Annotated in this window: 13 protein-coding genes and 1 pseudogene; 7 read left to right on the forward strand and 7 right to left on the reverse strand. The window is 46.6% G+C overall.

What is annotated here, in order from left to right:
- Positions 1-26 precede the first annotated feature (26 nt).
- From ACQQ6X_RS14445 to ACQQ6X_RS14455, 3 genes are all read left to right on the forward strand, one after another.
- Positions 27-1,202, forward strand: coding sequence for an AGE family epimerase/isomerase (locus ACQQ6X_RS14445; protein WP_305165894.1), 1,176 nt, complete (start codon positions 27-29; stop codon positions 1,200-1,202).
- Positions 1,199-2,398: a glycoside hydrolase family 130 protein gene (locus tag ACQQ6X_RS14450; RefSeq protein ID WP_305165896.1), complete on the forward strand. Its 1,200-nt coding sequence runs from the start codon at positions 1,199-1,201 to the stop codon at positions 2,396-2,398. The genes ACQQ6X_RS14445 and ACQQ6X_RS14450 overlap by 4 nt, the downstream gene beginning before the upstream one ends.
- Positions 2,399-2,649: 251 nt before the next feature.
- Complete coding sequence (locus tag ACQQ6X_RS14455) at positions 2,650-3,663, forward strand: substrate-binding domain-containing protein (protein ID WP_064797820.1); 1,014 nt, start codon at positions 2,650-2,652, stop codon at positions 3,661-3,663.
- Positions 3,664-3,762: 99 nt separating this feature from the next.
- On the opposite strand, the gene ACQQ6X_RS14460 is transcribed toward ACQQ6X_RS14455, so the two are convergent.
- On the reverse strand, positions 3,763-3,975 hold the full coding sequence (locus ACQQ6X_RS14460; RefSeq protein WP_142612571.1) for a cold-shock protein: 213 nt from the start codon (positions 3,973-3,975) through the stop codon (positions 3,763-3,765).
- A 119-nt stretch (positions 3,976-4,094) separates the two neighbouring features.
- Entirely contained in the window at positions 4,095-4,610 is a 516-nt protein-coding gene (locus tag ACQQ6X_RS14465) for a DUF2179 domain-containing protein (protein ID WP_305165898.1), read from the reverse strand.
- A 158-nt stretch (positions 4,611-4,768) separates the two neighbouring features.
- Here ACQQ6X_RS14465 and ACQQ6X_RS14470 point away from each other — a divergent pair, with 158 nt between their 5' ends.
- Complete coding sequence (locus ACQQ6X_RS14470; protein ID WP_305165899.1) at positions 4,769-4,945, forward strand: CsbD family protein; 177 nt, start codon at positions 4,769-4,771, stop codon at positions 4,943-4,945.
- A 254-nt stretch (positions 4,946-5,199) separates the two neighbouring features.
- On the forward strand, positions 5,200-6,243 hold the full coding sequence (locus ACQQ6X_RS14475) for a stalk domain-containing protein (RefSeq protein WP_149034688.1): 1,044 nt from the start codon (positions 5,200-5,202) through the stop codon (positions 6,241-6,243).
- A gap of 79 nt (positions 6,244-6,322) precedes the next feature.
- On the opposite strand, the gene ACQQ6X_RS14480 is transcribed toward ACQQ6X_RS14475, so the two are convergent.
- The gene (locus ACQQ6X_RS14480; protein ID WP_305165900.1) at positions 6,323-7,120 is read right to left on the reverse strand and encodes a copper amine oxidase N-terminal domain-containing protein; all 798 of its coding nucleotides are present in this window, start codon (positions 7,118-7,120) and stop codon (positions 6,323-6,325) included.
- A 243-nt stretch (positions 7,121-7,363) separates the two neighbouring features.
- Here ACQQ6X_RS14480 and ACQQ6X_RS14485 point away from each other — a divergent pair.
- Positions 7,364-7,672, forward strand: a pseudogene (locus ACQQ6X_RS14485) (LamG-like jellyroll fold domain-containing protein); the annotation flags it as partial.
- Positions 7,673-7,778: 106 nt separating this feature from the next.
- Here the strand turns inward: ACQQ6X_RS14485 and ACQQ6X_RS14490 are convergent.
- The 3 genes from ACQQ6X_RS14490 to ACQQ6X_RS14500 all read right to left on the reverse strand — a co-directional run bounded on the left by ACQQ6X_RS14490 (position 7,779) and on the right by ACQQ6X_RS14500 (position 10,765).
- Positions 7,779-8,960 (reverse strand): NAD(P)/FAD-dependent oxidoreductase, encoded by a 1,182-nt coding sequence (locus ACQQ6X_RS14490; protein WP_063207223.1) that lies wholly within the window; start codon positions 8,958-8,960, stop codon positions 7,779-7,781.
- A 27-nt stretch (positions 8,961-8,987) separates the two neighbouring features.
- Positions 8,988-9,419 (reverse strand): DUF1641 domain-containing protein, encoded by a 432-nt coding sequence (locus tag ACQQ6X_RS14495; protein ID WP_013373648.1) that lies wholly within the window; start codon positions 9,417-9,419, stop codon positions 8,988-8,990.
- 467 nt (positions 9,420-9,886) lie between these two features.
- On the reverse strand, positions 9,887-10,765 hold the full coding sequence (locus tag ACQQ6X_RS14500; protein ID WP_430493455.1) for an HNH endonuclease: 879 nt from the start codon (positions 10,763-10,765) through the stop codon (positions 9,887-9,889).
- Between the two features lie 226 nt (positions 10,766-10,991).
- Between ACQQ6X_RS14500 and ACQQ6X_RS14505 the strand changes: the two genes are divergently transcribed.
- Positions 10,992-12,485, forward strand: a complete 1,494-nt coding sequence (locus ACQQ6X_RS14505; protein WP_305165902.1) for an alpha-amylase — start codon at positions 10,992-10,994, stop codon at positions 12,483-12,485.
- A 65-nt stretch (positions 12,486-12,550) separates the two neighbouring features.
- Here the strand turns inward: ACQQ6X_RS14505 and gpmA are convergent, their stop codons facing one another.
- A complete protein-coding gene (gpmA, locus tag ACQQ6X_RS14510) occupies positions 12,551-13,300 on the reverse strand; it encodes a 2,3-diphosphoglycerate-dependent phosphoglycerate mutase (protein ID WP_305165903.1) in 750 nt (249 codons plus the stop codon).
- Positions 13,301-13,369: the final 69 nt, after the last annotated feature.

The raw sequence follows: 13,369 nt of genomic DNA on the forward strand, positions 1-13,369 counted from the left end.
TCATTTTCCGAAGGAGGCTTTGTCTCTTGGAAACACTAGTGCACGAAATTAGACAGGAATGGCAGGAGCACATACTCCCATTCTGGCTAGGCCTGAAAGATGAAGAACATGGCGGATATTATGGCGAGGTAGACGTGGATCTGCACACCCATAAACAAGCGGACAAAGGGGGCATCGCCACTGCGCGGCTGCTCTGGTCTTTCTCAGCAGCAGCCCGCGTAACAGGGGAACGTGCCTATGCAGATGCGGCACGACATGCTTTCACTTTCCTGCGAGATCACCTGCTTGACCCATTACATGGGGGAATATACTGGATGGTGAACTACAACGGGCAACCTGTGGATACGTGTAAGCATGTTTACGCGCAGGCATTTGCGATTTATGCGCTGGCAGAATATGCCCGAGCTACGGATGACCCGAATGCATTGCCACTAGCAATGGAACTATTTCACCTTGTGGAGCAAAAGGGGTATGATCCTGCTCTACAAGCATACGGCGAGCAATACGATCGATCTTGGAACGCGCAGCCCAATGAGCTGCTTAGTGAAAATGGAGTCACCGCGCATATTACTATGAATACGCATATTCATGTTTTGGAAGCGTATACCCAATTGCTGCGCGCTCAGCCAAACGACGAGGTTCGGGCTGCACTGAAGAACGTGCTGGATATTTTATACCAGCGTGTTTACGATGCTTCCGCTCGGCGATTGGGAGTATTTTTCGACCGCGAATGGCGCTCACTGCTTGATCTGACCTCATATGGTCACGACATCGAAGCCAGCTGGCTGATGGAGGACGCTATGAATGTGCTGAATGATCATCCATCCAAGTATGTGAATATGGTGCTGGATATTGCCAGCGCCGTAGCTGAGCGGGCTATTCAGCCAGACGGATCGCTCATCAACGAGCGGGAGGGAGAGCGGGTAGACACTTCGCGTATCTGGTGGGTACAGGCCGAGGCAATGGTTGGCTTTTACAACGCATTTCAGCGGACACAGAATGATCAATTTTTACAAATCGTAAGAAATCTATGGACTTATACCCGACAATATATCATCGACCCTCGCGCCGGAGGCGAATGGTTCTGGTCAGTTCAAGCCGACGGTAAGCCTGATGCGAGAGAGATTGCAGGCCCTTGGAAGTGCCCATATCATAACAGCCGATTTTGCATTGAAATGCTGGAAAGGATGGAAAAACAATGATTCATAGCAAATACGACGAGCTGCTAGCGCAGCAAGAGGAACTGATTACGCGCCCCAATGAGGTTAAAACCTCCTTTTACAATGGTATCTACGAACGCTACCTCTATCCGGTGCTCACACGTCATCATGTTCCCATTCACTGGCGGTTTGATCTGGATGCCCAAGCCAACCCCTTTTTTATGGAGCGACTGGGTGTAAATGCAGCATTGAACCCTGGAGCGATCTATCATGAAGGGAAATACATTCTTGTTTCGCGCACCGAGGGGCTGGACCGAAAGTCGTTTTTTGCCTTGGCAGAGAGCGATAACGGTATTGATCAGTTTCGGTTCATTGACGCTCCCTTAGTATGGGATGATATCGACCCGGAAGAAACCAATATGTACGATATGCGACTGGTAAAGCATGAGGATGGCTGGATTTACGGGATTTATTGTTCGGAAAGAAAGGACCCTGACGCGCCACTCCACGATACCTCAAGTGCTGTCGCTCAGGCCGGATTGGTCCGCACTCGTGATCTTCGCACATGGACTCGGCTTCCCAATATCACTACCCAGTCTCCGCAGCAACGCAACGTGGTCCTGCACCCTGAATTTGTGGATGGTCAATATGCCTTCTATACTCGTCCCCAAGATGGGTTTATTTCCACCGGCTCAGGCGGAGGAATCGCGTTTGGTCTCTGCAAGGATATTACACAGCCCGTCATTGAGCATGAGACAGTCATTGATGAGCGTTGCTATCATACGGTATACGAAGTCAAGAACGGCCAGGGCCCTGCTCCGATCAAAACGAGTCGCGGCTGGATTCATATCGCTCACGGGGTACGCAATACAGCTGCCGGGCTGCGATATGTGCTGTATACCTTTGCCACCAGTCTGGAAGATCCTACGCGCGTCATTGCCAAGCCCGGCGGGCATTTTCTGGCTCCTTATGATGAGGAACGCGTGGGTGATGTTTCGAATGTTATTTTTTGCAATGGAGCCGTGGTTAATGAACGAGATGAAGTCTTCATATACTACGCATCCAGTGATACCCGTATCCACGTAGCGACAACCACCATCGCCCGACTGGAAGACTACACCTTCAATACACCGTCCGATCCATTGCGTTCTCTCGGCAGCGCCGCTGTCCGCCGTGAGCTGATCCATCGCAATGAAGCGTTATTGCAAGCACGTACCCGTCCTTCCCAGCAGATCTAAGCCCGTAAGCTTTATCATGATTACGGAACCATGTATACTATCCATAGAACAACTGTTACCCGCAGGCTAATTGTTGTTCTATGGGCAGCTATGCTGTCAATCCTTGTATCTATACAAAGCAGCTGCACGGCTAAGCTCATTGAATTTTCTACAAGCGGATAAGCTATTCATATTCACCTCAGCATTTTGCAACCAATTATTTGGATGTGGGCAAAGTGCTTATCTTTTTAAAATTGGAAGGCGGAACAGGAATGAAGAGCAACGTAACGATGCGGGATATTGCAGATAAGCTGGGAATAAGCAGCGTGACCGTGTCGAAGGCGCTCAATGACAAGGATGGGGTTAGCGAGGAGTTAAAGGAACGCATTAAGACACTCGCAGGCGAAATGGGATATCGTTTCAATACCGTTGCCAAGTCCATGAAGGAGGGGCTCACCTATAACATTGGTGTGGTCATCCCTGAACGTTTTACCGGTCCTGGTCAATCGTTTTACCTGCACATTTATCAGCAAATTTCACGGGCACTGGAGCCATACGGCTACTACGGCATCCTTCACATCCTCCATCGCGAAGACGAAGAACAGCTTAATCTGCCACGTATCTATTACGATCGTAAGGTGGACGGCTTCATTCTTCTGGGACAAGTGAGCAAGCCATATATTGAACTGGTACAAACCATGGACCAGCCTAAAATGTTTCTCGATTTTTATGATGAGCATGCCGATATCGACTCGGTGGTGACAGATAATTTTTACGGAGCCTACGAACTGACCAACTATTTGATCGCACAGGGACACCGGGATATTGCTTATGTGGGGAATATATATTCTACCAGCAGTATTCAGGATCGTTTCCTCGGCTACTATAAATCCTTGCTGGAGCACAGGTTGCCCCTCCGTAACGAGTGGGTGCTCAGTGACCGGGACGACGAAGGATCTTATGTTGAAATGGAGCTGCCTCAGCCGCTACCGACTGCCTTTGTATGCAACTGCGATCAGGTCGCTCACAATCTGGTGCACAAGCTGATGGGTCTGGGATACCGCGTACCTGAGGACTGCTCCGTGGTCGGCTTCGATAACGATGTATACGCCACTCTTATTGTTCCGCAACTGACCACCGTCGGCGTAGACATTGAGCAAATGGCACGTACAGCGGTGGACTCAATGATGAAAAAAATAAGCCATCCCGGCAGTCGTTTTGGCCGAGTCCTTGTACAGGGTCATATTGTATATCGTGATTCTGTGCAGTCCCTTGAGAGGTCATGAGCCGTGAATATTCCACAATCAAAAGCCGCTCTGCATATCGCTGGAGCGGCTTTTGACGTTTATAAAATTTGCAGCGTGATCATCGGGTTTGCCCTTCAATTAAGAGCGCTGAGCGACAAAGGAATTACCCGCCCGATTGAGAATCGGCAGCATCCGCATTTCCTGCCCCATCGAAGCTTGGCACAGTGGACAAGCCGGCTCGCTCAAAAAGGTGAAATCCGTTCTCATCCATCCGTTGCAACCCTCGTTGGTACACGACCAAATAGCCGTATTTTCCTCTGGAATGACTTCCGGGGCCTGGCGTCTATACATGTATATCCCCCCTCGGTTGTTATAGGGGAACATCCCCTGTCGGCATACTGTTAATTCCCTCCTGTGCGGGTATTAATATGCTCCAACCTGCGAAAAATATGCGTATTTTACCAAAATTCTTATTTGCGGATAGCCTTGGTCCAGAAGCCGCCGTGAAATTGCTTCGGCTCCACCGTAATGACAAAAGCCTTGGGGTCCAACTCCAGAATGGAGTGATACAACTTGTTCTGGTTTTTCCGCTTGGCCAAAATTTCCATCACCAGTCGTTCTCCATCACGTCCACTGCCCAGCCAGGCTGTAACGCCGTAGCCTTTGTCCCGCAGCGCATTGGCTATTCCTCCATTAGTCTCATTGCTGATCACCTTTACGGTGACATAACCAAGCGCTATTTTTTCCTCAATCCATGCCCCAATAAGAATACCCAACGCATAGCCTATAGCGTATACCGCCAGACTTGCCACATGATCCAGATACTTAAGCACGACATTCAAGCCCAATACATAGACCGTAACTTCCACGGTGCTAATAAGCGCAGCAATGTACTTCTGTCCTTTCAGCGTCAAAATCATGCGCAGTGTATACGCCGATACATAGATAAGTTGAATAACGAGAATAAACAATAAAATCTTGAGCATATGCCCACTCCCCATTTCACGATCTAATTAACCCCCATATTCAACATTATACCCCTGTCTGTGATCTACAGCCTTACGTTTCGTATTACCCTCGCTCGGGTAATGACTAACTACAGCATGCTGAATGAGAGTTTGATTATATAAAGGAGGGCTAGACCATGAAGGATAACGGAATCAGCGATAAAATTAAAGGTAATGTCAATCAAGCTAAAGGTGAAATCAAGGATCAAATCGGGAACGCTACGGATAATAAGTCCCTGCAAGCCGAAGGTAAATTGGATAAAGCCAAAGGCCATCTCCAGGAAACAGCAGGCAAGCTGAAGGACCATAAATAATCAACTTTTGAGACTTTAACGGACTTTCCTACAACAAGTTTCGCTGTCTTGTGCAGCGAACTTGTTTTATTTTGTTCGGATACTTTTGGAAAAATATTTACGCAAACAGGGCAACTTTTGCAGTCGCTTTTGCGTCTAACTAGTATAGGCATAACCAATAACAACTCTTCCAACCTGTTGGATTTTGCATGTATTAATGTTACTCTAGTCTATGTATCACGCTATAATTCTTAAATAAAGGGGTAGACCGACGAATGAAATCATTGAAGTCCATGAAGAAACCAGTCATCATCACTGCCGTATCGGCCTTGGCCATCTCCGGGGCTCTGTTCAGCCAATCTACATATGCTGCACAAGTAACTAAGCCGATCCAAGCAGTATATAACAATATTAAAATTATCTATAACGGAACCGAGGTCCCTGCTGATGCTAAAACAGAACCATTTTTGCTGGATGGCGTGACGTATATCCCGTTGAAGCTGGCAGGTACAGCGCTGGATAAAAAAGTAACATGGGATGGCACCAACAAACGCGTGGTCATTGCTGATAACGGTGTTCCTATTGATCAATCTACAATTACAGCATTGAACAACCAAATTTCAACGCTGACGCAGGAACTGAACACAGCGAAAGCAGCGAACACAACGAAAGACGCTACCATTGCTCAATTGCAAAAAGACAATCAAACGCTGAAAGATGAAGCGAGCAAAAATAGTTCAAGCTCCTTGAAAGATCTTCAACGTAAGCTGAACGATGATCACAGAGATGACTACAACACCAACTCGGATATCACTCTGGATGGTAACAAAAACGATATTACGGTGACCATTGAAATGACAAAATCCAGATGGACTGACCTAACCAGCAGCAGAAAGGAAACCTTCCTTGAAGACATCGGTGAAGATATTTTGAAAGAGTATAAAGATGCCGATATAGAGGGTACGGTTAAAAACTCCAGCAATAGGGATAAAATGGCGACCTTTACAATCAACAGCAGAGGCAAGGTTTCTTTGAAGGATGTAGCTTCTTCTCTGGATGCAAGTACGATCCAACGTAACTTGTCCGATAGATATGGCACCTATAATGGAGTCGGCTTTGATTTCACCGTAAGAGGCGACAGCAATGAAGCTATCGTCGAGGTTTATGTAAATTCGGATGACTGGAATAAACTTTCGAACAATCAAAAAAACAACCTGACAGATGGCGTTACTGATTATCTTAAAGATAAACAGTCTGTATCCAAAGTCGTTGGATATGTACGTAATAAAGGAAACAATAGTCAAATCATTACTTTCTAAGATTAGTCTTTCGAAAAAAGCGACAAAGGCTCTATAGCCCTTGTCGCTTTTTTGATGATTCACTACCATCATGTATTCATTATTGAATCAGCCTGCCTACAGAAGTGATATATTTTATATAATCACTATCCGCATTAGTTGTACCGATATTTTTTGTATAAAGCAATTGACCTGCGCTAGTTATTTTGACTTTGTGAAACGAACCGGGTTTAGAATAAGGGTCTACACTATAAGTCCCTTTGCCATACACAATCATAGGATTAAAGTCAATTTGTTTGAAAGCGGGCGATAAATCGGTCTTATACGTAGCCTGAATATTCAGTACGCCCTGCTTTTGATCCCAGTCAAACGAAGTAAGATCAAATGCATTCGCATCAATGACTTGAGCTAAGTCTTGTCCCTTAAACCTCATAAGAACTGGACTTTCCGTAAAGCTATCATGCCTTAGCTTCAATAAGCCACGCTTGGAATCCCACTCCGTCTTGGCATCCGTATCTTTCAACAAAATGGATACTGGTAAAAACATCGCGTTGCTTTTCATGATGGGAACTGTGTCCATTGTTACCGGCTCACCGTTAACTGATATTTCGGGTGATCCAATCGTAACCGTTACATTACGCCCCAACAAATCAATAGAAGCTGTTTTGTTCGCTGCATTGTAAGTTACTTTGCCGCCCAGTATATCTTCAACCGCTTGGAGTGGTATAAGCAGTCTGCCCTTTGTATCCACAAAAGGCGAGGCAGGATATGTGTATAAAACGTAATGATCATTGACCTTCAGGTGTATGGGGGTCTGAGCCTGAGCCGATGTTGAATTCGAGTGTACAGTAGCAATACTAAATAAAACCATAAGGCATACGAACAACCTGATTTTCATAATATCCTCCTTTGGTCATAAACAGCTCAAAATACAACTGTTTTGTTTATAACTAACGTACCTCCACCAATACATATAGTCAACCATAATTTATAACCTCTACCTAATTATAGAATACGATACCTTCTCTACAGTCATCTAATTCACAAATACATTAATGATATTTATAAATATAAAGGTATTTTTACGCTGAAAGCAGAATACATCACTATATTCCAATTTAGAAAGGGGAAGATGTATACGATGAGAAGTTTTGTTAAGCGTAGAGTCAGGTCGAGCATTGCACTAGCATTCACTTTATTATTAGCAATCGCAGGCGTACCATCAGGCACAATGGATGCCGCGGCAGCGGTGCCGAACCAGAACGATAAGCAGGATGTGCCCCCCTTCTCTAATGTATCGGTTCATGATCCTTCCATCGTCAAAGACGGTGACACTTATTATGTGTTTGGGTCGCATATCGCCGCAGCAAAGTCCAAAGATCTCACACATTGGACCTCTTTTGCAAACGGTTATACAACACCTGGGAATACTCTTTACGGAGATTTATCATTTAAGATTATCTATGAATGCATAAGCATCGCTAGTGTCAAAGAATAAAAAAAGAGAGCGCTGAACAGCGCTCTCTTTCAATAATTCATATAAAATGTAATGAATATTAATAGGCCAAAGCAAAAAGTCCTTTGATGTGGGACAAGTAACGGATGTTACTGCCTTCTTTCATCAAAGTAGCTACAGCGCCTTTCAGTTGGGTGCCATTCGCGCCTACAGTACCGATCGCGTCTGTTCTTCCCAAGCTGCCCAGTGTACCGGAGAATACTGGTGTGAATTGTTCCATTTTCGCTCCGTTAAAGTAAGCAAAAAGGTTGTAACCCACGGTTTCGCCCATTTGCCAAGCCAACTGTGCAGTTGGAGGATATGGACGCTCGCCTTCACTTGGGAACACTACTGCGCTGTCGCCAGCGAGGAAGATGTCTTCGTGAGAAGTCGATTGCAATGCGCCATTCACAGTTGCGCGACCGCGGTTTACTTCGATACCGGATGCGCCAACCAGTGCGTTACCTTGTACGCCGCCTGTCCAGATCAGTGTGTTCGTTTTGATCGAACGTCCGTCTTTCAGGAGAACTTCGTCAGCTTTCATCTCTGTAATCGGAACACCCGCTACGATTTGAACACCACGTTTTTCAAGGCTTGTTACTGCACGATCAACCAGTGGTTGAGGGAAGCCTGCCAAAATAGATGGTCCAGCTTCTACGCAGTACAAGCTGATATCTTCGTAGTTGATGCCTTTTTCACGGCACACTGCAGGCAGTTTGTCGGCATATTCGCCCACCAGCTCAACGCCTGTCAGACCGCCGCCACCGATAACGATGGTAGCGTCCGCTTTGTTACCGGATTGCTTGTAAGCATCCAGACGAGCTTCCACATGTGCACGGATGCGATTGGCTTCTGCCACTGATTTCAGTGTGAAGCTATGCTCTTGCAGCCCCGGAATACCGAAGTATGCCGTTTCACTGCCCAGGGAAATAACGAGAGCGTCATAGCTCAATGTAGCACCACTGGCCAGGGTTACTTTCTTATCGTCCGGTTTGATTTCGGAAACCGTATCCACTTTCAGGATAATATCCTTATTACGCAGCAGTTTTTCCAAAGGAAGCGCCACAGCTTTTTCGGCAATCGTACCTGCCGCCAAACGGTGCAGTTCCGTAATAATTTGGTGCGACGCAAAGCGGTTTACCACTGTAATGGTTGCTTGGCTAGCGTCCATATGCTGGCGTGCTGTAAGAGCGGCCAGCAAGCCGCCGTATCCGCCGCCCAAGATCAAAATTTGCTTCGACATGTCCATCCTCCGTTCTCGATCAGGTAATTATTTGCTTTCGCGTTGGCGCTCATTCAGAATATCCAGGAAAGCCTGGCTGAAACGCAGCGTTTTTTGTACATTAGGATCTTTAAGCATTTTGAGCAGGCCAAACAGACCTACACTGCCGTCCGTAGTTTGTACACGGTCATTTGCTTCAATTGCAGCAGAAGCCAATCCTTTAGCTGAATCTGTAACAGGCTTCACAAACTCACCCATGGAGTTTTTCATATCTCCGATAAAGACAGGGTCAGTTGCCAGACTGCGTGCTACATCATAAGCATCGGTCATAAAAGTAACCATTTCAGTCAACTTTGGCAGATTCTCTACCAATACGGTCAGCGATTGCTGAACCTCCGGTTTCATCAATTGGTCCAATACATCCCGAGACTCTTTGGTAGCTTCTTGTGTTACGGCCACCTCTTGTTGGTTTTCAGACATGCGTGAACGTCCTCCTTTACTGTGAAAATAGAAGTCCATTCCTTTCTCGTAACCTGTATCATAAACTCTAGCAATAAAACGTTAATGAATTCGCCCTTAAACATGCAAGAAGCACAGCTTAAACTGGTCTATACCCTAAAGGGCAAGACTGGTGATCGCAGATGCCAATTGTATATTGCCTGGACGTTATTCTGTTGTTGTTACTGCTGCGGAATATCTCACGAAGCGCTCCCTCGTGACTACAACAGGACGAAACGGAACCCTATACCTCTATATTACACCTTTCACAACCCAATCGTCGAAGAAATTTTAAATTTGCACAAATTTCTGCAAATTTTTTATTGTTATTTTAGATAAAAATTAGAATAAGCACGATTTTTGTCTAAGTTTTCCTTAATAAAGAGGGTATTTTGTACTAGAAATGGATAATAGAGAGAGTGAGTTTGGTCGATTTCCTAAGAATCAGTCTAGGTGTGCAAGGTGTCCTCAGAAGCCTCGGGGTTCTCGAGAGCAGCGGGAGGCTCGAAATCATCAGGAGTCGGTAGCGGTAGGCCAGACTCGATGAATTCCTCTACATCACGGGCAGCTTTAACTTGATTGCACTCGTTGCAGGCGCATACACAATTTACAGGCGTGGTGTGCCCACCTTTAGCTCGAGGAAGTAAATGATCAATTGTGTCGCCATAGCCCCCGCAAAAAAAGCAGGTATAGCGATCACGTTTAAGCACATATTGGCGGAATTCCTTGTTGCTATACAGCCTACGGATCGTGTACGGATTTACAATCACCGCCATACGTTCTCTGACCAAAGTCATCGCCAAATCAAGCTCGATCTCCTGATGCCAGCGTCTCCCTTGGTCCGTTTTGCCTCTTAGCCGAATCAGGCCGTTGCGATTAAGCCGCAATACACGGGTATCCGCAGGCTTCAGTCTGCTAAGCAAGTGACGAACTCGCTGCCGATGGCGCTCGCGTGCTTTGTCCGTGACGGGCTTTCTGCGAGGCCGCTCAGACTCCATAGAAACCAGCCCGGATGCCTCCAAATGATGCGCAGATGTATCTGCTTCGAGGCTGCGCCGTCCCGCGGGAGCAACCGGGGGCTTCGTGCCCTCTTGGGAAGGAGCGGACGTAACCGCTCGTTCTTGCGGGGCTAACCCCCGGCAGGAACGGCAAGGACCACGCCGGGAATAAGGACCCGCCCGGCGACCGGTTCTACGCTGAAAATCCGTTAATGGCTTTATCTCCTGACAATACGTACATTTTTTCATCAGCGGTTCTTTTGCTTCATCCTTATTCTGCTGTGGATTTTTCACGTCTATCTCTCCTTCCCTCTCTTGTTTGAGTTTCATGGTTTGCCTGAAATCCGATCTATTGCTAAGTTACATTCATTTTAACGTTTTCACGTTTCCTTTTCTAGACATTGAGGCGGTATGAGCACTTCAGGTATAACAAATTTTAATGATTTAGCATACGTTATACAACGATCCATGTTCTGCATCCACATCATATTGGCCATCAGACGTTTAGCCCCCCTCACTTGGTGGGTAACTTGTAATATATGAAGGAGGGACGCATATGAAAAGGAACCATACGATGATGCAATTTTTCGAGTGGAATGTCGAAGCTGACGGTTCTCACTGGAAAAAGCTTGCTCGCCTGGCACCGGAACTGAAGGCCAAAGGAATTGACGCGATATGGATTCCACCTGTCACCAAAGGCCAATCGCCCGAGGATACGGGTTACGGCGTCTATGACCTTTACGATCTGGGCGAATTTGACCAAAAAGGTGCAGTACGCACCAAATACGGCACCAAGGAAGACCTGCTGGAAGCTGTAGCGGCCTGTGTTCGCCACGGTGTTGCCGTTTATGTCGATCTGGTCATGAACCATAAGGCTGGTGCGGATGAGACTGAAATATTCAAGGTTGTCGAGGTCAACCCGGATAACCGCAATGAGGTCATTTCTGAGCCCTTTGATATCGAAGGCTGGACTAAATTTACATTTCCCGGCCGGCAAGGTCAGTATTCCACATTTCAATGGAATTTCGAACATTTTAACGGAACCGATTACGACGCAAGTCAGGACCGGACAGGAATCTATCGCATTTTAGGCAAAAATAAAAACTGGAGCGATCATGTAGATGATGAATTCGGCAATTATGATTATTTAATGTTCGCCAATATTGACTATAATCATCAGGATGTGCGCAAGGAAATGATTCGCTGGGGCAAATGGCTGGTGGATACCCTACAATGTAATGGATTCCGTCTGGATGCCATCAAGCATATCAATCATGAATTTGTACGGGAGTTTGCCACAGAAATGATTAAAAAGCGTGGGCAGGATTTTTATATGGTAGGCGAGTTTTGGAAACCGGATCTGGAGTCGTGTCAAAAGTTTCTAGATACCATTGATTATAAAATTGATCTGTTCGACGTATCCCTCCACTACAAACTACATAGCGCTTCCTTGGGTGGCAAGGATTTCGATTTAAGCACCATTTTCGAGGATACGCTGGTTCATACCCATCCCCTGAACTCGGTTACTTTTGTCGATAATCATGATTCCCAGCCGCACGAAGCGCTCGAATCTTGGGTGGAGGACTGGTTCAAGCCCAGTGCCTATGCACTCATCCTACTGCGCAAAGATGGTTATCCTTGCGTATTCTACGGGGATTACTACGGTATCCGGGGACAAACGCCTGTGAAAGGCAAGCAGGCTGAGCTCGACCCGCTCCTATATGCGCGGTACCACAAAGCCTATGGTGAGCAAAAAGATTATTTTGATGATCCCCATACGATTGGATGGGTTCGTCAGGGTGTCCCTGAACTGCACGGCTCCGGATGTGCCGTAGTGATTACCAACGCAGATGACGGGGAAAAGCGGATGTTTGTGGGTAAAAAACGTGCCGGGGAAAAATGGATCGATTTGACCGGGCATCACGATCATACCGTAAAAATCGAACAAGATGGCTACGGCACATTTCCCGTTCGTGCCGGCAGTGTATCGGTATGGGCACTTCCTACTGAGGAAGACAGCCTGGATGCAGAGGATACTGCGAACACTTAATGTGTATCAACAACAAAGAGGACAGGATGCAAGCAAGCGCCCTGTCCTCTTTGTTGTATGAAAAGTCATTCCGTCACCTTGCTTTGGTTGGCCACAGCCTGTTTCTTTGCCTCTACATGACTCGGATCACCAAGATAGAAGCGCCGGATAGGATCGATATGATCATCCAGCTCATACACCAGTGGAATGCCTGTCGGAATGTTCAAATCCAGCAGCGCAGCCTCATCCAGATTTTCCATATACTTGATCAGGGCTCTTAAGGTATTGCCGTGTGCGGAAATGATAACCCGGTCCTTTTTAAGAATCAACGGCACAATCCGTTGCTTCCAAAACTCACCGACCCGATGCACAGTATCTTCCAGACTCTCCCCGAGCGGCAGCTCCTCCGGCTTAATATGGCGATAACGCTCTTCCCGATGTGGACTCCGTTCATCCTGCGCGTCCAACATAGGAGGTCGCACGGTCAGGCTACGCCGCCAAATATAAACCTGTTCCTCGCCATATTGGACGGCTGAATCCAGCTTGCTAAGTCCCTGAAGAGCACCGTAGTGGCGTTCATTCAGCTTCCATGACTTCTGCACGGGTATCCACAGATGATCCAGCTCATCCAAGATATGATACAACGTGCGGATTGAACGTTTTAGCACAGAAGCAAATGCCAAATCGAACGTATACCCAGCCTCCTTGAGGATACGTCCTGCCTCGATGGCTTCATGAGTTCCCTTTTCAGTCAGATCGACATCCGTCCAGCCTGTAAACAGATTTTGTTGGTTATACACACTTTCTCCATGCCTCACCAGCACCACTTGATACATTTATTTCACTCCTCCCCTGTCTATCCTCTATGTTTACCCAACTTCTATGTATTTAACGTAAAATGCATT

The sequence above is a fragment of the Paenibacillus ottowii genome, assembly GCF_050516475.1.
Classification (GTDB): Bacteria; Bacillota; Bacilli; order Paenibacillales; family Paenibacillaceae; genus Paenibacillus; species Paenibacillus ottowii.

Bases quoted from the DNA above. Each gene is read 5' to 3' on its own strand.
- ACQQ6X_RS14455 (WP_064797820.1), top strand. From the start codon at position 2,650: ATGAAGAGCAACGTAACGATGCGGGATATTGCAGATAAGCTGGGAATA.
- ACQQ6X_RS14475 (WP_149034688.1), top strand. From the start codon at position 5,200: ATGAAATCATTGAAGTCCATGAAGAAACCAGTCATCATCACTGCCGTA.
- gpmA (WP_305165903.1), bottom strand. From the start codon at position 13,300: ATGTATCAAGTGGTGCTGGTGAGGCATGGAGAAAGTGTGTATAACCAA.
- ACQQ6X_RS14480 (WP_305165900.1), bottom strand. From the start codon at position 7,120: ATGAAAATCAGGTTGTTCGTATGCCTTATGGTTTTATTTAGTATTGCT.
- ACQQ6X_RS14495 (WP_013373648.1), bottom strand. From the start codon at position 9,419: ATGTCTGAAAACCAACAAGAGGTGGCCGTAACACAAGAAGCTACCAAA.
- ACQQ6X_RS14470 (WP_305165899.1), top strand. From the start codon at position 4,769: ATGAAGGATAACGGAATCAGCGATAAAATTAAAGGTAATGTCAATCAA.
- ACQQ6X_RS14505 (WP_305165902.1), top strand. From the start codon at position 10,992: ATGAAAAGGAACCATACGATGATGCAATTTTTCGAGTGGAATGTCGAA.
- ACQQ6X_RS14450 (WP_305165896.1), top strand. From the start codon at position 1,199: ATGATTCATAGCAAATACGACGAGCTGCTAGCGCAGCAAGAGGAACTG.
- ACQQ6X_RS14465 (WP_305165898.1), bottom strand. From the start codon at position 4,610: ATGCTCAAGATTTTATTGTTTATTCTCGTTATTCAACTTATCTATGTA.
- ACQQ6X_RS14500 (WP_430493455.1), bottom strand. From the start codon at position 10,765: ATGAAACTCAAACAAGAGAGGGAAGGAGAGATAGACGTGAAAAATCCA.
- ACQQ6X_RS14490 (WP_063207223.1), bottom strand. From the start codon at position 8,960: ATGTCGAAGCAAATTTTGATCTTGGGCGGCGGATACGGCGGCTTGCTG.
- ACQQ6X_RS14460 (WP_142612571.1), bottom strand. From the start codon at position 3,975: ATGTATAGACGCCAGGCCCCGGAAGTCATTCCAGAGGAAAATACGGCT.